Genomic DNA, 16,745 nt, shown 5'->3' with positions numbered 1-16,745 from the left:
GACAGACGTCGCCGATGAACGACGAGACGATGCATTCCGATATCCCAACGTCCCGCATGCTCGCCTGGGCGCGCAACTCGACCATCTACAGGCTTGAGCGGCGCATGATGACGGAAAAGCAGCTGTTCGACGCCATCGCGAGGAAGGCAAAGCAGCGGTTCGAGGGCATCAGCGAGGCGCAACTGAAGGCGGTTGCCGAGTCCGCCGTGAAATTCGCCTATGGTCAGAATGCGCTGAACGACGAAACCTATGCGGCGGTCAGCGCGCGTTCCGGCGTTCGCAGCGGCAAGTCGAAGCGCATCATCGCGCAGAAGCTGGTCGCCAAGGGCGTGGACGGCGATACCGTCCGCGCGGCGCTCGAGAATGCGGACGATCTCCTGGCGGCGCTGATGTTTGGCCGCAAACGCGGCTTCGGCCCGTTCCGCCGCGGCGATCTCGATGACAAGCGAAAGGCCAAGGAACTCTCGGCCTTCGCCCGCAACGGTTTCGGCTTCAGCATCGGCAAAGCTGTCTTCGAGATGAGCCGCGAGGAGGCCGAGGGTGTGATCCGGTCCAGACGCGAGCAGCATCAAGGCGATTGATCCTCCGATTGAAATTTTGAATTTGGCTTGTGCCGATCTTCTGCCTAGAAGCAGGCTGGATAGGAGCGAGCATGGGTATGGAGCCAGTGGATGTAGGGCCGGACGGCAGCGTTGCGCTGGCTAGGCCGGCGGCGGATGCCGCTTCGGGCGGACGCAGCATGGCCGCTGGCGCATTGCTCTGCGTGATTTCGATTTCCTGTGCGCAATTCGGCTCGGCGCTGACCGCTCCGTTGATCGGGGCTTATGGCGTTGCCGGCGCAACTTCGCTCCGGCTTGTCGTTGCCGCAATCATGCTGGTGCTGCTGACGCGTCCGCCGGTACTCACCTATAGTCGATCGCAATGGCTGGGCGCTGGCCTGCTGGGGCTGACCACAACCGGCATGACGCTGTGCTTTTTCGCGGCGATCCGCCACATTCCGCTTGGGCTTGCCGTCGCGATCGATTTTCTGGGTCCCCTATCCGTTGCCGTCATCGGCTATGGCATCGGCTGGCGGCTGGTATGGCCGCTGATCGCCGGGGCTGGCGTCCTCTTCCTCTCCTTCGATGGTGAGGGCTGGGTCGGCAATCTTGCCGGCGTGCTCTTTTCCATCGGCTCGGGCGTCTGCTGGGCAATATATATCCTGCTGACCAAGAAGGTCGGCGCCGCGTTCAAGGGCCTTGAGGGGCTTGCCATGTCGATGCTAGTGGCGGCTCTCGTCTCTTTGCCGTTCGGTGCCGTGGAAGCAGTGCAGGCGCTGTCGCCAGGTGCGCTTGCCTATGTTCTTGGCCTTGCCGTGCTGACGCCGCTGTTGCCATACGCACTCGAAATGGTGGCGCTGAGGCGTATGCCGGCATCCTCGTTCGGAATTCTCATGAGCCTGGAGCCGGCCATTGCCGCTGTCGCCGGCTTTCTCATCCTCTTCCAGCCAATGACCGTGCTGCAGATGTTCGGCACGACGCTCGTCGTTTTGGCGAGCCTCGGCGCCTCGCTGTCGCCTCGGCGGGCCTGATCATCACGCCGGCTTTCTTGCTGGGTCGTCCAGAGCAGGATTGTAGAACAGCGATAGCGTGAGGCTCTTGGCGATGCGCTCCGCGGTCGCCATGAACCAGTCGCGCGCGGCGGGCGAGGGGGCAATATCGGTAAGCGTCTCGGAAAAGAGCGTCAGCCACTCCGGAAAGAGGTCTGCCGCCATGCCCTCGACGCCAACATGCGCCTGCACCGGCTTGCCGCCATAGGCGCCATTGCGCAACGCAACCGACGACCAGAAGCGCTTCATCTTCTCCATGTGATCCGGCCAGCGGCCGGCGAGTTTGGCGTCGAAAACCGGACCGAGGCGCGGATGAGCCTTGATGCGACCGTAAAAGGTCTCGACGAGCCGGTCGATGAATGCTGCATCGACGCCGATCTCGCGCATCTCGGCTTCGGCCCGCTCGCGGATTTCGGCGACATGGGCGGCGCGGCCCGTCAGTTCAATGGTCATGGCATGCTCCAGGCATTGCGTTCGCGCATCATCGGATCCGATGCGCAGCAGCCCCTATGTAGGCGAGCCCCAGGCAGACACCAAGATGTGGCCGTGGGCTTGCGGCAATCTGTCGTTTGCTTTGATGAAGGCCCTTGACCCTTCCATAGTACCAATTTAGATTTAGAATAATTCTAAATTGGAGTTTTCATAATGCTGGCGCGGTTGTTCACGTCATCCAAGCGATCGTTCTCGTCCCTGTCAGAGCAAGAGATTCTGGCTGTCGCCATTGCGGCGGAAGAGGACGACTCGCGCATTTATCAGGCCTATGCCGATCAGCTGCGACGCGACTATCAGGCGTCCGCCAAGGTCTTCGAAGACATGGCGGAGGTGGAGGACACGCACCGCAAAGTGCTGATCGACATGCATCGCAGGCGGTTCGGAGAGCGCATTCCCCTGATCCGGCGTGAGCATGTGCGCGGCTTTTATGAACGCCGACCCGACTGGCTGCGCAAGAACCTGCCGCTGGAAGCCATCCGGCGGGAAGCCGAGGCGATGGAAGCGCAGGCCTATCGCTTTTACGTCGAGGCGGCCAAACGCACATCGGACGCCGCGACCCGCCAGTTACTCGGCGATCTGGCGCTCGCCGAACAGGGGCACGAGGAAATCGCCGCAATGCTCGGAGCAAAGCATGCGCCCGCGGAAGCAAAGAAGGCGGAGGATGCCACTGCCCATCGCCAGTTCGTCCTGACCTACGTCCAGCCGGGCGTCGCCGGGCTGATGGACGGATCGGTCTCGACGCTCGCGCCGATCTTTGCCGCCGCCTTTGCGACGCAAGATACGTGGCAGACCTTCCTCGTCGGCCTTTCAGCCGCGGTCGGCGCCGGCATCTCCATGGGCTTCACCGAGGCCGCGCATGACGACGGCAAGATCTCCGGCCGCGGCTCGCCGATCAAGAGGGGCCTCGCCTGCGGGATCATGACGGCGCTAGGCGGCCTTGGTCACGCGCTCCCCTACCTCATACCGCATTTCTGGATGGCGACGGCGATCGCGGTCGTCGTCGTTTTCTTCGAACTCTGGGCCATTGCCTTCATCCAGAACAAATTCATGGAAACCCCATTCCTGAGGGCGGCCTTCCAGGTCGTTCTCGGCGGTTCGCTCGTGCTCGGCGCCGGCATTTTGATCGGCAGCGGCTAGATCCGAAAGCCCGACGTGGAAAGGCCGGCGAAAGCCGGCCTTCTGCATAATTGATCCTGTCAGCTTATCTCAAAGCGCCGACCAGAACGTCGCGGCCGTTCTCGATGGTGACCCAGCGGCCGGCATTGTTGCTCGCCTGGCGCTTGATGAAGGAATAGGGCGTCTCCGTCCAGAGCTTCACCTCGTTCTCGAGATTGTCGAGGATAAAGTCGCCCTGCGAGGTGCGCAGCGTCAGCACGGCGTGGCCCTCGCCATCGGGCTTGCGAACCACCGTCATCAGGAGATTGGAAGGAGAAATGCCGCGCTGTATCAGAATGCGGCGCTTGAGAAGGGCGAAATCCTCGCAGTCGCCCGCGGTCGTCGGATAGGCCCAGAATTCCTCGACGCCGTAGACTTCCTTGTCGGTGGCAGGCGTGATCATCCTATTGACGGAAAGGTTCACCTTGGTGACCAGCGCCCAGGTATCAGCGTTCAGATCGACAGCCTTGAGGTCCCGGACGGGGCCGCATTCGCTGCGGTAGCGCTGACAGAAATCATAGTGGCCGATGGGTTGGGAAGTCACGTTTCCAATGGCCATCGAGGGGGTGTTCTGAGAGGCCGGCATGGCCGACGACGACATTGCAAAGACAGCCACAAAGGCTACGAACAGGCATTTTATACGCACGCCCAACTTCCTTGTATCGTCCCTCTATTTGTTAACAAACTGTTAAGGAGGGGGGTGCGCCAAGTCAATCGTTACTTAATTCTTAACACAGGCAACTCTTCAACATGGTTAAAATGCAACAGAAATCGGCTTGAACGGGCCTCTTGCGGCCCGATGGTCAATGGCGAAAATGCGGCGGACGTTCTTAAGGGACGGCAAGTGCGGCGACGGCGGCAAGCATGCGCTCGATGTCTTGCGGTCGTGACAGGCGGTGGTCACCGTCGCGGATCAGGGTTAGGACGACGTCGTCGGCCGGCAGGTGTTCGACAAGCTTCAGCGCATGCGCATAGGGAACGTCGGCATCCTGCATTCCCTGCAGAATGTGCACAGGCGAGCCGGTTTCGACGATGCCGGTCAGCACCTGGTTCGCCCGTCCGTCCTCCAGCAGGCGGCGGGTGAAGATGTTGGGTTCGGGACTGTATTCCGAAGCTTCTTCGAAATAACCCCGTTCGGCGAGCGAGGCTCGCTCCGCGTCCGAAAGGCTCGGCTCGATGAGGTCGATGGTGAAATCCGGCGCCGGCGCGATCAGCACCATTCCCTGGACCACGGGGCTGATGCCACGCCTGCGCAGTTCCTGCGCCAGGCGAAGCGCGATCCAGCCGCCCATCGACGAGCCCACCAATACGACGCTTTTCGGCGCAATGTGAGAAATGACAGCAAGCGCTTCCTCGAGCCAGCGCGAGATCGTGCCGTCGACGAAATTTCCGCCCGATTGGCCGTGGCCGGAATAGTCGAAACGGATGCAGCCGAGGCCGAGGCGATCGGCGAGCCCGTCCAGTTCGACCGCCTTGGTCCCGGACATATCCGAGCGATAGCCGGACAGCCAGACAAGTGTGGCGCCAGGCTCGTCGTCCTTTGTCCGGCGCACGACGAAGGCGATCCGGCGCTCGGCCTCGCCGATGCCGACAGTCAGGAATTCGGGATTGCACGTCGTCAAGGTTACGGTCATGCGAAAGGCCTCCAGTTTAGGGCTATAAAACAGATTCTTGCAGAGGCTGACAGGAGGTGATTTCTGTCTTAAAGCGTGCTATTGACTTCATCGCAGCTCTGCAGAGGGCCGGACGAACGTGCCGGCGGGGAGCAAAAAAGCTGCATAGTTCGAAACAATTCGTGGAGAGTACGACCATTCGCAGACCTTTCAAAACTGACGCGCCCGTGAAGGAAGGGCCGCGTTCCAATCGGGAAATCCGCATTCCAAAAGTACAGCTCATCGGGGCTGACGGCGCCAACCTGGGTGTGGTCGCCACCGACCAGGCACTCAAAATGGCTGAGGAAGCCGGGCTCGACCTCGTTGAGATTTCCCCCAATGCCGAACCGCCTGTGTGCAAGATCCTGGACCTGGGCAAGCTGAAATACGCTAACCAGAAAAAGGCCGCCGAGGCGCGCAAGAAGCAGAAGATCGTCGAAATCAAAGAAATCAAAATGCGCCCGAACATCGACACGCACGACTACGACGTGAAGATGAAGGCAATGGGCCGCTTCTTTGACGAAGGCGACAAGGTCAAGGTGACGCTGAAGTTCCGTGGCCGTGAAATGGCTCACCAGGAACTCGGCATGAAGCTCCTTCAGCAGGTCAAGGCTGATACGGTGGAGATCGCCAAGGTCGAGGCCGAGCCAAAGCTCGAAGGACGCCAGATGATGATGGTGCTCGCGCCGAAGTGATCGGCACGAGCCGCACAGCATCGCTTGAAGGCGGCAAATGGCGGTGTCGTCGTTTGAATTGCCGGATGAGCGCCCTCGATAGCCTTGAGGTTTCGGGAATATCCAGTCGTTGATGCAGGCCGTCCGTAAGGGCGGCTTTCGCATTTTCAGGTGTCGGGTCTTAACCTGACAGCGCGCTGACAGTTGCACTCAACGGTCCGTCAGCACCGCCATGGCATTCTTTTCCCATCGACGCATGTGGGAAAGGATATAAGTCATGATCACCCCGACTAGAAATGCGCTTCTGGCGTCTGCCACCGCGGTCGTACTGCTCGCGATATCTCCGCTCGCTCAGGATTTCGCAAGTTCGCACGGTGCCGATTTCTTCCTTTCCGCCGCCTACGCGCGCGGCGGCGGAAGTGGCGGCGGCAATTCGGGCCACGGCGGCAGCGGCAATTCCGGCGGCGGCAGCCATGACAGCGGCGGCGGCGATAGCGGCAGCGCCAGTGGCAGCAGCAATGGTGGCGGCGACGATCATGGAAATTCAAGCAGCGGCCATGCCGAAGCCGGTGACGATCATGGCGGCGGTCGAGCCGGTCGAGGGGCAGGCGATGACGATGGCAATGACGATCACGGTCACCATGCGGGCGCTGCTGCCGACGATCATCATCGGCGAGGGCCGCGTGCCGGCGAGGATCGTGCCGAGCGGCCGCAGGTGACGGTTTCCGTGTCCAGCCAGGCGCTTCAGGGCCTGCTCAACGGCTCGCTGGTCGCCGTCGATCAGCTTGGCCGCCCGCTCGAGATCGAAGTCGAACGCGAGCATGGCGCGGTCACCGTGACGGCAAAGCCGCATCGTGGGGATGCCCAGCGCAATCCAGGCCCGATCAGCAGCGTTTCCATCGTCCCCCCACGCTGAGCAATCTGGCTGGTTCTCTCCGGTCCGTCATGACCGGAGAAGCCTCCGCCGCGCCGGTTCGGCGCGGCGGCCTTTATCTTCGTCGGCACTTGTTTAGCAAGCTGTGACCGTTCACTCTGACAAGCCTCGTCATTGCCGGAAAGGACCATGAACACGCATCGCCGCTCTTTTTTGGTGCTGCTCGCAACCGCCGCTGCCACGGCGCTGTCCGCCAACCTTGGTGCCGTGTCCGTCGCCTGGGCCAAGGACGGTGGTTCCGGCAGTGGTGGCGGACGTTCGGGTGGTGGTAGCGGCTCCAGCGGTGGAAGCGGCAGTTCCGGCAGCGGCGGGAGTGGTGGTTCCGGTGGCAGCGGTGGTTCGGGCTCGGGCTCCGGGTCCCATGGCGGCGGCTCGCAAGGCGGCTCCTCCGGATCGGGCTCGGGCGATGGCGGCGGCCATTCCGGCCGGGGCGGTGGCGGTGACGACAGCGGTAGCGGAAAGGGTCACGACGGCGGCGGCGACGACGATAATGGCGGCTCGAAGGGTAAAGAGCGCGAAGACAACCACGATCTTGCCCGCAACGCCGTGCGGGACGGAAAGGTCTTGTCTCTGAAAACAGTCCTGCAGAAGATCGACGCGGGGCGCTATGGCCGCGTCATCGACGTGGATCTTGGCCGATCCGCCAATCGCGACGTTTATCGCCTGAAGCTGCGCGACGACAGCGGCGCGATCAAGACGCTGCGCGTCGATGCCCGCAGCGGCGCGGTGCTCGGAGGACCTTAAGCACGATGCGCATTCTGCTCGCCGAGGACGACAACGACATTTCCGCGCATGTAGCGGAAAAGCTCGAGCGGGAAGGATATTTGGTCCGCAGGCTGGCGGCTGGACCTGAGATTTGGGAGGAAGGCGAGAGCGGCGACTATGCGGCGATCATTCTGGATCTCGGTTTGCCCGGCATGGACGGTCTTTCGATCCTCAAGCGCTGGCGCAAGGCGGGTCTCGAAACGCCCGTGCTGGTGTTGACCGCCCGAGGCTCGTGGATGGAGCGGGTGGACGGCTTTGACGCCGGTGCCGATGACTATCTGCCGAAACCGTTTCGCAGCGAGGAGCTGCTGGCGCGTCTGCGCGCGCTGCTGCGCCGCGCCGGAGGCCGCCCTTCGCCGCACAAATCCACCGACCGTTTCACGCTCGACGAACACGCCCGGCGGGTGACTTTCGACGGCCGGGATCTCGACCTCACTCCGCTCGAATATCGGATGGTCGCGCTCTTTATCGAGCGTAAGGGCGAGGTTCTGACCCCGATGGAGTTGGCGCGCGGGGTGCAGGGTCGCGACGACGATGCCTCCAAGAATGCAGTGGAGGCAATGATTGCGCGGCTGCGCAAGAAGACCGAGAGCGATGCGATCGAGACGCGGCGCGGCTTCGGATATCTCCTGCCGGAGCGACGAAAATGATGCGCTCGCTGCGGTTCCGACTGGCCTTCGGTGCGTTGGTGGCGATCGCCGTGGCGGTGACGCTGGCTTGGCTTTTCTTAAGCCGCCTGTTCACGGACTACGTGGTCGACCAGTATGCGGGCGAAATGTCGGCGCTTGCCGATACGTTGGCCGCGCGCGTGGCGGTCGAAAACGGCCGGCTGCTGCTTGCCGGCGATCTCCCGGATCCGCGGCTTTCGTTGCCCGCGGGCGGCCGCTACTGGCAGATCTCAATCGATGACGGCGAACCGCCGCTGCGGTCCCGCTCGCTGTGGGACGTGGAACTGAACCCCGCGTCGTTTGCGAAGAGTCCGTTTGCTGGCTTCTTCGAGGCCGAAGGACCGGACGGCTCGCCGATGCTCGTCGCCTCGCGGCCGATGACGCTCGGCGACGGTGCGGCGAAAAAAGCCTTCGTCGTCCATACCGCCTTTTCCCGCGGCGATCTCGATGCGGCGCTTGAGAGCTATCACAGGCCGATGCGCCGGATGTTGCTCACCATGGGCTGCGTTTTGCTGATGGCGGCCTTCCTGCAGGGTTGGATCGGCCTCAGCCCGCTCCGCCGGCTGCGCGACCGCGTCGCGGACATTCGCGCCGGCCGCAGCGCCAAGATCGACGTCGAAGGACCGAGCGAAGTCCGGCCGCTGGTCTCGGAACTCAACCTGCTGCTTTCCGAACGCGAGACGGCGGTGGCGCGGGCACGGGCGCGGGCAAGCGATCTGGCGCACGGTCTGAAGACGCCGCTGACGGTGCTCTCCCATCTCGTGGAGAGCCTGCCTCCCGAGAAGCGGTCGGCCGCTCTGCAGCAGATCGAGCTCGTTCGCCAGCGGGCTGACCGTCAGCTGCAGGCGGCGCGCATGGGCGTCGAACGGATGACGACCACGGTGGCCCTCTCTCTCGCCAAAAAGCTCGTCGACGTGCTGAAGCCCTTTACGGTGGAAAAGGGTGTCGAATGGCACGTCGATATCGCGTCCGATCTCGTGATCGAGGCCGACCCGGCCGATGTCGCCGAGGCGCTCGGCAATATTCTCGACAATGCCGCGCGTTTCGCGCGCTCCCGCATTGAACTGACCGCCGAGGGCTTGCGGAGCGGTATCCTTTTGAAGGTGGCCGATGATGGGCCGGGTGCCGATCCGCAAGACTACGATTTGCTGCAGAAACGAGGCTCCAGGATGAACGAGGACAGCGAAGGCTCTGGTCTCGGGCTTGCCATTTCCGGCGATATCGTCGAGGCCTATGGCGGCCGGCTGGATCTGTCGGCGTCTGGCCTTGGCGGGCTGGAAGTGACCCTGACTTTCCCGGCGAGACAGCGCGAGCGATTTCTCACGTCGATGTCCTGAAAGATTCAGGCGCTGCTCCCGTTGCACTTTCGGGGAACTGCGGTTATAAGCGCCCGTCCGAACTGACCGGCAGGGCATGCCGTGGCAGTTTAGAATGCTGGCGGAAGGGATCGTCACCCTTTCGCAGTTCAACAACACGAAGCACCCGCACCTTTTGCGAGACCGGATTGCCGGGCCTGCAAGGGGCGTCTTTTGTTAAAGGCGAAGCCGGGGCACAGAAGGAGTAGCAAAATGCCCAAGATGAAGACGAAGTCGTCTGCCAAAAAGCGGTTCAAGATCACCGCGACCGGCAAGGTCAAGGCAGCCGCTGCTGGCAAGCGCCACGGCATGATCAAGCGTTCCAACAAGTTCATTCGCGACGCCCGCGGCACCATGGTTCTCGCTGAACCGGATGGCCGTAAGGTGATCAAGAACTACTTGCCGAACGGTCTCTAAGACCCTTCGCGAACGCTTTAGATTTAAGGAGATCATGACATGGCACGCGTAAAAAGAGGCGTCACCTCTCACGCCAAGCACAAGAAGGTTCTGAAGCAGGCCAAGGGTTTCTACGGCCGCCGCAAGAACACCATCCGTACCGCAAAGGCTGCCGTCGATCGCGCCAAGCAGTACGCTTATCGCGACCGCAAGGTTAACAAGCGCAACTTCCGCGCCCTCTGGATCCAGCGTATCAACGCCGCCGTCCGCGAATTCGGCCTGACCTATGGCCGCTTCATCGACGGTCTGAACAAGGCTGGCATCGAAGTCGACCGCAAGGTCCTCTCCGACATGGCGATCCACGAGCCGGAAGCATTCGGCGCGCTCGTCGCTGCCGCCAAGAAGGCGCTTGCATACCTTAAGGACGCCGGCACCACGAACGAGTTCGAGTCCACCGTCCGTTAACTCGGCGCGGCTGGACGCTCGATCGCGTTGAAGTCAAGACCCGCGCCAGGAAACTGGGGCGGGTCTTTTTTTGTTTTGGCGGTGGGAGACCCCAGATCGGGCGTTCGCCGCATGGTCGGATTACGCCCCGCCGGCCACGATTGCCGAACTTCGCCGCCTGACCCGCCATCTCGGTGGTTTTTTGACTGCTGCCCGGTTGATTGGCCGCGTGCACATGGGTAGTGATCTGCAGCGCTTTATCGTTGCCACCAGCTATCTTCTGACGGTGTGCATCGACTACTACGTCGACTGAACGACAACCGACGCCGGCAGGGCAGGACAAGATGACCGAACTGGAAACTTTGGAACACCAATTGATGGCGGACGTCGCCGCGGCTCCCGATGAGCAGGCGATCGAAGCCGTTCGGGTTGCGGCCCTCGGCAAGAAAGGCTCGGTTTCGGAACTTCTGAAGACGCTCGGTGGCATGACGCCCGAAGAGCGCCAGACACGCGGGGCGGCGATCAATGCTCTGAAGACGTCCGTCACCGACGCCATCAATGCTCGCAAGAGCGCGTTGAAGGATGCGGCGATCGACGCGCGGCTGAAGGCTGAAACCGTCGATGTCAGCCTGCCGGTGCGATCCTCGCCGGCCGAGCGAGGCCGCATTCACCCGATCAGCCAGATCGTCGACGAAATCACGGCCATCTTCGGGGACATGGGCTTCTCCATCGCCGAAGGCCCAGACGTCGAGACCGACTACTATAATTTCACCGCGCTGAACTTCCCGGAAGGCCATCCGGCGCGCGAAATGCACGACACGTTTTTCTTCCAGCCGGACGAGAAAGGTGAGCGCAAGGTGCTGCGCACCCACACCTCCCCGGTGCAGGTGCGAACCATGGAAGCACAAAAGCCGCCGATCCGGATTATCATCCCCGGCAAGACCTATCGCCAGGATTCCGACGCCACCCACTCGCCGATGTTCCATCAGGTGGAAGGCCTCGTCATCGACAAGACATCCAACGTCGGCAACATCCGCTGGGTGCTTGAGGAATTCTGCAAGGCCTTCTTCGAGGTCGACAGCGTGACGATGCGCTTCCGCCCGTCTTTCTTCCCCTTCACCGAGCCCTCCTTCGAGGTCGACATCCAGTGCGACCGCTCCGGCCCGATCGTCAAGTTCGGCGAGGGCAACGACTGGATGGAAATCCTCGGCTGCGGCATGGTGCACCCGAACGTGCTCCGCTTCGGCGGCCTCGACCCGGACGAATACCAGGGTTTTGCTTGGGGCATGGGGTTGGACCGCATCGCGATGCTGAAATACGGCATGCCTGATCTGCGCGACTTCTTCAACGCCGACGTCCGCTGGATGAACCACTACGGCTTCCGCCCGCTCGATATGCCGACACTGTTCGGCGGTCTCAGTGCTTAAGTCGCGCGCGTAAGGGGAATATTCAATGAAATTCACACTCTCCTGGCTGAAAGAGCACCTCGACACCGACGCGACGCTCGATGAGATCTGCGCCCGCCTGACGATGATCGGGCTGGAGGTCGAGGATGTCGACGACAAGGCGGCATTCAAGCCGTTTGTCATCGCCAAGGTCGTTTCCGCCGAAAAGCACCCGCAGGCAGACCGCCTGAAGGTGCTCATGGTCGATACCGGCGCCGGCGCTCCCGTGCAGGTCGTCTGCGGCGCTCCAAATGCGCGCGAGGGACTGGTTGGCGCCTTTGCGGCGCCTGGCACCTATGTGCCCGGCATCGACGTGACGCTCGCCGTCGGCAACATCCGCGGCGTCGAGAGCCGGGGCATGATGTGCTCGGAAAAGGAACTGCAGATTTCCGACAGTCATGACGGCATCATCGATTTGCCCGCCGATGCGCCCGTCGGTTCGAGCTACGCCGCCTACGCCGGGCTCGACGATCCGATGATCGAAATCAATTTGACGCCGAACCGGCCGGATTGCACCGGTGTTTATGGTATCGCCCGCGATCTCGCGGCTTCCGGTCTCGGCACCCTGAAGCCACGCCGGACGCCTAGCTTTGCGGTCGAGGGCGACACGTCGGTCGGGCTTTCGATCGACCTCGACGATCGCCGTCTCTGCCCAGGCTTCGCGCTCCGACTGGTGCGCGGCGTCAAGAACGGCCCAAGTCCGAAATGGATGCAGCAGCGACTGATGGCCATCGGCCTTCGCCCGATCAGCGCGCTCGTCGACATCACCAATTACATGACCTTCGATCAGGGCCGCCCGATGCACGTCTTCGACGCCGCCAAGGTCAAGGGCAATCTGGTGGTCCGCCGCGCGAAGGAAGGCGAGACGGTGCTGGCGCTCGATGAACGCGAGTACAAGCTCACCCCCAATAACGTCGTGATCTCCGACGACAGCGGGGTCGAGTCGATCGGCGGCATCATGGGCGGCGAGCATTCCGGCTGCGACGAAAACACCACCGATGTCTTGATCGAGTCGGCGATGTGGGACCCGATGAACATCGCCAAGTCCGGCCGCGGCCTCGGCATCATTACCGACGCGCGCTACCGTTTCGAACGCGGCGTCGATCCTGAATACATGGTGCCGGGACTGGAACGGACGACGGAGTTGGTGCTCGAATGCTGCGGCGGGAGCGCGGCCACCGCCAAGGTCGTGGGCTACGAAGGCCACCAGCCGAAGAGCGTCGATTTTCCTTTCTCCGAGGTCAAGCGCCTGACCGGCCTTGAGATTTCCGCCGAGGAGAGCACGTCGATCCTGACCAGGCTCGGCTTTGCGGTCGCGGGCTCGGGCGAGCGCGTTTCCGTCTCGGTGCCGTCCTGGCGTCCTGATGTGGACGGCAAGGCGGATCTCGTCGAAGAGGTCATGCGCATCCACGGCGTCGACAACATCAAGCCGGCGCCGCTTGAAAGCCATGCCGCCGTCAACGGCAAGATTTTGACGACGTTGCAGATCCGCACGCGCACCGCCAAGCGGGCGCTGGCGTCCCGCGGCATGCTTGAAGCAGTCACCTGGTCCTTCATTTCCGCCGAACAGGCATCGCTTTTCGGCGGCGGCGCCGAGGCGCTGAAACTTGCCAATCCGATTGCCGCCGACATGTCCGACATGCGGCCGTCGCTGCTGCCGGGACTGCTGAGCGCCGCGCAACGCAACGCCGACAAGGGTTTCGGTGACGTCGCGATCTTCGAAGTCTCCGGCACCTATGAGAACGACCGGCCGGAAGGCCAGCGGCGCGTCGCCGGCGGCGTGCGCCGCGGTACGGCATCGCTCGCCGGCAGCGGTCGTTCCTGGTCGAACGCCGCCAAGGGCGGCGGAAAACCGGTGGACGTCTTTGATGCCAAGGCGGATGCGCTCGCCGTCATCGAGGCCTGCGGACTGCCGATGACGAATATCCAGATCGAGCAGGGCGGTCCCGCCTGGTATCATCCCGGTCGCTCCGGCACCATCAAGATGGGCCCGAAGGTCGTGCTCGGCTACTTCGGCGAATTCCATCCGAAGACGCTGGAAGCGCTGGATGTCTCCGGCGCGCTCTCAGGCTTCGAGGTCTATGTCGACGCCATGCCCGAACCGAAGAAGAAGGCGACCCGCACCAAGCCGGCGCTGGAGCTCTCCGCCTTCCAGGCGGTCAAGCGCGACTTCGCCTTCGTCGTCGACAAGGGCGTGGAAGCGGGCGCCATCATGCGCGCCGCCAGCGGCGCCGACCGCAAGCTGATCACCGGTGTCAACATCTTCGACATTTTCGAGGGTGCCTCGCTCGGCGAAGGCAAGAAATCGATTGCGATCGAGGTGCAGATCCAACCGGCCGAGCGCACGCTGACCGACGAGGATTTCGAGGCGCTGACCCAGAAGATCGTCGCCAACGTTGCAAAGTCCACCGGCGGCGTGCTTAGGGCCTAGCGAATTTGGGAAAGCTAGGGTGAGGGGCGGTTCCTCTCACCCCTTAAGCATGCAGGTGATAGACCTTGTTGACGATGGTCCAGCGACCATCGATTTTCAGCAATGACAGGTAGTCGGAAAAACGCATCCCGGCGAATTCGTCGACGACCTTGACGCTTGCCGCGTCGCCTTCGATGTCGATCATGCCGATATCCATCAGCGGCTGGGTGTCAGGTGTCGCGGGCGTTTCGGCGAGAATGGCGGCGATGAATTCGTCGCGCGACAGCCACTCCACGGCCCCTTGGTAATTGCCGATGATCGTCGCTTTCGGATGAAAAGCCTTCTTCAACGCAGGCTCGTTGCCGAACGCCATTCCGTCGACATAGAGATGGACCACGGCTCGGATTGCCTGTTCCTCGGACATGCAGTTCCTCCTGTGTTGCAACCCCTAAGGTAGAGAACAGGTCACGGCGGGCAAGGCAGAAGGGCGCTATTTTCCTCAAGCCTTGAAAAACGGGTTGCGGCACGCTGGTGCGCGCGGGCATGCTCGGCAGTCGGAAGTTGTGGGGGAACCAAGCAATGAAAAAGCCGGCCTCGATGAAAGGCCTGGAAGAATTGGGCCGGATCAGGCTTTCGAAGAACTTCTTCCTGCGCGATTTCCTGCATTCCGAGATTGCTGATTTCTACCGCATCTCGAATATCCCTGATGATCCCGATCTTGCCGCCGAAGCAGGCAGGGCGCTTTGCGAAAATCTGCTGGAACCGCTGCAGGCGACCTTTGGGCGGCTGCATATCCGCTCCGGCTATCGTTCGCCCGAGGTCAACGATTTCGGCAACAGGAACGGTCTCAACTGTTCGACCAACGCCGCGACCGCCGCCGATCACATCTGGGATATGCGCGACTTCGACGGGTGCATGGGCGCGACCGCCTGCATCGTGGTGCCCTGGCTGATCGATCATTGCCGCAGCGAAGGAGACTGGCGGAAGCTTGCCTGGTGGATCCATGACAAGCTTCCCTACGCGTCGCTCTGCTTCTTCCCGAAGCTATGGGCTTTCAACATCCAGTGGCACGAACGTCCGCGCCGGGTGATCCGAAGCTACGTCCCGCCGCGCGGTCTTCTGACGAAACCGGGCATGGCAAATTGGGAAGGCGATCACTCGGCCCTCTATGAAGGTCTGCCGCCCCTTCGAACAATTTCAGGAGAAGTATGACACGGCTTTCGGTCGTGCTCTAAAAGTTGATGCGATAGCGGATATGTCCGTCGCTTTCGACATAGCTGTCGTAAAGCTTCCGAGCGGTCGCGTTGGTCTCTTCGGTGTGCCAGTAGAGACGCGCCCAATTGTTTGCCTTGCAGAGGCCGATGAGATCGTCGATCAGCGCCCGGCCGACGCCCTGGCCGCGGGAACGGGCGTCGACGAAGAGGTCTTCCAGATAGCAATCGGACCTCAGCGTCCAGGTGCCTTCGTGTGTCAGGCAAAGGGTGAAGCCCAAGACTTCGCCCTCGACCTCGGCGACGCGCATGAAAATGGCGGAAGCCGGGTCGAAGACCCGGCGCCACGTCGCATCGGTGATAACAGGATCGATGTCCACCTTGTAGAAGGCAAGGTATCCCGCCCAGAGTTCGCGCCAACGCATCTCGTCGGCAGGGGTGGCGTCACGAACGACAACGGTCATCATCGTTCCTTTCTTACGCGCCGGCCTGGTCGAGGAGGCGCATCGCTTCGTCGGAAGGTTTGAGCTTTGCGGCGTTGATCAGCGCGTCGAGCTGGGAAAGGCTGGTGGCGCTTGCGATCGGCGCGGTGACGCCTTTCTTGCGCAGGAGCCAGGCAAGCGAAATCTCGGCGGGCTTGGCACCCGTTTCCTTCGCAACCGTATCGAGCGCATCGAGGATGCGCATGCCCTTGTCGTTCAGATATGCCGCAACGCGGTTCTCGCGCGCCTTGCCTGAGGCATCGGCCTTGCTGCGATACTTGCCCGACAGGAAACCGGCGGCGAGACTGAAGTAGGTGATAACGCCGATCTCCTCGGCGACGCATAGCTCGGCAAGCGGCCCTTCGAAACTGGCGCGCTCATAGAGATTGTATTCCGGCTGCAGCACGTCGTAGCGCGGCAGGTTGGCCTTCGCCGCCGCGTTCAGCGAATCCTTTAGTTGCCCAGCGTCGAGATTGGAGCATCCGATTGCACGGATTTTACCCTGTTCCTTTAGCTTCGCGAAGGCGCTCAGCGTCTCCTCATAGGGCGTGCCCGGATCAGGCCAATGCGAAAGATAAAGGTCGATATAGTCGGTCTGTAGCCGGCGCAGCGAATCTTCGACTGCTTTCAGGATATAGGCCGCTTTCAGCGTCTGGCCCTGGCCCATGTCGGAGCCGACCTTGGTGACGATGACCGCCCTGTCGCGAGGCGTGCGGCTTTGCTTCAACCACTTGCCGATGATTTCTTCCGAATCCCCGCCCTTGTTGCCGGGAACCCAGGACGAATACACATCAGCCGTATCGATGGCATTCAAGCCGGCCTCGAAAAATGCATCCAGGATGGCAAAAGAGGTTTTCTCGTCGGCCGTCCAGCCGAACACATTGCCGCCGAACACGATCGGTGCGATCGAAAGCCCCGTTCGCCCAAGCTTACGCATTTCCATCGGTTGATCTCCATCGATTTGTAAGAGTTTCGGCGCGTTGCGTCGCTGCGGCACGTTACCGGCGCACTGCCGGAAATGCCACCCGGGATTTCCTCACTTCGTCGCGAGCGAGGGTGACCTGGGGGCAACTC

Annotated in this window: 20 protein-coding genes; 14 read left to right on the top strand and 6 right to left on the bottom strand. The window is 62.1% G+C overall.

Annotated features, from left to right (window positions below):
• Positions 1-14: 14 nt before the first annotated feature.
• A complete protein-coding gene (gene recX / locus AB4048_RS20265; RefSeq protein WP_442203784.1) occupies positions 15-581 on the top strand; it encodes a recombination regulator RecX in 567 nt (188 codons plus the stop codon).
• 71 nt (positions 582-652) lie between these two features.
• Positions 653-1,570, top strand: coding sequence for an EamA family transporter (locus tag AB4048_RS20260; RefSeq protein WP_442203783.1), 918 nt, complete (start codon positions 653-655; stop codon positions 1,568-1,570).
• 3 nt (positions 1,571-1,573) lie between these two features.
• On the opposite strand, the gene AB4048_RS20255 is transcribed toward AB4048_RS20260, so the two are convergent.
• The gene (locus AB4048_RS20255; RefSeq protein ID WP_442203782.1) at positions 1,574-2,041 is read right to left on the bottom strand and encodes a group III truncated hemoglobin; all 468 of its coding nucleotides are present in this window, start codon (positions 2,039-2,041) and stop codon (positions 1,574-1,576) included.
• Positions 2,042-2,233: 192 nt separating this feature from the next.
• Between AB4048_RS20255 and mbfA the strand changes: the two genes are divergently transcribed.
• Positions 2,234-3,217, top strand: coding sequence for an iron exporter MbfA (mbfA, locus tag AB4048_RS20250; RefSeq protein ID WP_442203781.1), 984 nt, complete (start codon positions 2,234-2,236; stop codon positions 3,215-3,217).
• A gap of 64 nt (positions 3,218-3,281) precedes the next feature.
• Here the strand turns inward: mbfA and AB4048_RS20245 are convergent, their stop codons facing one another.
• Both AB4048_RS20245 and AB4048_RS20240 read right to left on the bottom strand, forming a co-directional pair.
• Entirely contained in the window at positions 3,282-3,881 is a 600-nt protein-coding gene (locus AB4048_RS20245; protein WP_442203780.1) for a transglutaminase-like cysteine peptidase, read from the bottom strand.
• Positions 3,882-4,065: 184 nt separating this feature from the next.
• Complete coding sequence (locus AB4048_RS20240; protein ID WP_442203779.1) at positions 4,066-4,869, bottom strand: alpha/beta hydrolase; 804 nt, start codon at positions 4,867-4,869, stop codon at positions 4,066-4,068.
• A gap of 176 nt (positions 4,870-5,045) precedes the next feature.
• Here AB4048_RS20240 and infC point away from each other — a divergent pair, with 176 nt between their 5' ends.
• From infC to pheT, 10 genes are all read left to right on the top strand, one after another.
• Positions 5,046-5,582, top strand: coding sequence for a translation initiation factor IF-3 (gene infC, locus AB4048_RS20235; protein WP_442203809.1), 537 nt, complete (start codon positions 5,046-5,048; stop codon positions 5,580-5,582).
• A gap of 256 nt (positions 5,583-5,838) precedes the next feature.
• Positions 5,839-6,477: a hypothetical protein gene (locus AB4048_RS20230; protein ID WP_442203778.1), complete on the top strand. Its 639-nt coding sequence runs from the start codon at positions 5,839-5,841 to the stop codon at positions 6,475-6,477.
• 147 nt (positions 6,478-6,624) lie between these two features.
• Entirely contained in the window at positions 6,625-7,239 is a 615-nt protein-coding gene (locus AB4048_RS20225; RefSeq protein WP_442203777.1) for a PepSY domain-containing protein, read from the top strand.
• Between the two features lie 5 nt (positions 7,240-7,244).
• Positions 7,245-7,910 carry a response regulator transcription factor gene (locus tag AB4048_RS20220; RefSeq protein ID WP_442203776.1) on the top strand — a complete coding sequence of 222 codons (666 nt, stop codon included), beginning with the start codon at positions 7,245-7,247 and terminating at the stop codon, positions 7,908-7,910.
• Complete coding sequence (locus tag AB4048_RS20215) at positions 7,907-9,265, top strand: ATP-binding protein (RefSeq protein WP_442203775.1); 1,359 nt, start codon at positions 7,907-7,909, stop codon at positions 9,263-9,265. Before AB4048_RS20220 ends, AB4048_RS20215 begins: the two co-directional genes overlap by 4 nt.
• A gap of 231 nt (positions 9,266-9,496) precedes the next feature.
• On the top strand, positions 9,497-9,700 hold the full coding sequence (rpmI, locus tag AB4048_RS20210) for a 50S ribosomal protein L35 (RefSeq protein WP_003544621.1): 204 nt from the start codon (positions 9,497-9,499) through the stop codon (positions 9,698-9,700).
• A 39-nt stretch (positions 9,701-9,739) separates the two neighbouring features.
• Complete coding sequence (rplT, locus tag AB4048_RS20205; RefSeq protein WP_442203774.1) at positions 9,740-10,144, top strand: 50S ribosomal protein L20; 405 nt, start codon at positions 9,740-9,742, stop codon at positions 10,142-10,144.
• A gap of 70 nt (positions 10,145-10,214) precedes the next feature.
• A complete protein-coding gene (locus AB4048_RS20200) occupies positions 10,215-10,436 on the top strand; it encodes a hypothetical protein (RefSeq protein WP_442203773.1) in 222 nt (73 codons plus the stop codon).
• A gap of 31 nt (positions 10,437-10,467) precedes the next feature.
• The gene (gene pheS / locus AB4048_RS20195; RefSeq protein ID WP_442203772.1) at positions 10,468-11,550 is read left to right on the top strand and encodes a phenylalanine--tRNA ligase subunit alpha; all 1,083 of its coding nucleotides are present in this window, start codon (positions 10,468-10,470) and stop codon (positions 11,548-11,550) included.
• A gap of 25 nt (positions 11,551-11,575) precedes the next feature.
• Positions 11,576-13,999, top strand: coding sequence for a phenylalanine--tRNA ligase subunit beta (gene pheT, locus AB4048_RS20190; RefSeq protein ID WP_442203771.1), 2,424 nt, complete (start codon positions 11,576-11,578; stop codon positions 13,997-13,999).
• Positions 14,000-14,042: 43 nt separating this feature from the next.
• On the opposite strand, the gene AB4048_RS20185 is transcribed toward pheT, so the two are convergent.
• The gene (locus tag AB4048_RS20185; RefSeq protein ID WP_442203770.1) at positions 14,043-14,402 is read right to left on the bottom strand and encodes a nuclear transport factor 2 family protein; all 360 of its coding nucleotides are present in this window, start codon (positions 14,400-14,402) and stop codon (positions 14,043-14,045) included.
• 155 nt (positions 14,403-14,557) lie between these two features.
• Here AB4048_RS20185 and AB4048_RS20180 point away from each other — a divergent pair, with 155 nt between their 5' ends.
• Complete coding sequence (locus tag AB4048_RS20180) at positions 14,558-15,190, top strand: hypothetical protein (RefSeq protein WP_442203769.1); 633 nt, start codon at positions 14,558-14,560, stop codon at positions 15,188-15,190.
• A 19-nt stretch (positions 15,191-15,209) separates the two neighbouring features.
• Here the strand turns inward: AB4048_RS20180 and AB4048_RS20175 are convergent, their stop codons facing one another.
• Positions 15,210-15,653 (bottom strand): GNAT family N-acetyltransferase, encoded by a 444-nt coding sequence (locus tag AB4048_RS20175; protein ID WP_442203768.1) that lies wholly within the window; start codon positions 15,651-15,653, stop codon positions 15,210-15,212.
• A gap of 13 nt (positions 15,654-15,666) precedes the next feature.
• Complete coding sequence (locus AB4048_RS20170) at positions 15,667-16,614, bottom strand: aldo/keto reductase (protein ID WP_442203767.1); 948 nt, start codon at positions 16,612-16,614, stop codon at positions 15,667-15,669.
• Positions 16,615-16,745 lie beyond the last annotated feature (131 nt).

It is taken from the genome of Rhizobium sp. RAF56 (assembly GCF_052113965.1).
Taxonomy (GTDB): domain Bacteria; phylum Pseudomonadota; class Alphaproteobacteria; order Rhizobiales; family Rhizobiaceae; genus Rhizobium.
Note: the sequence above shows the minus strand (reverse complement) of the source record. Positions and strands in the feature narration are given on the sequence as shown.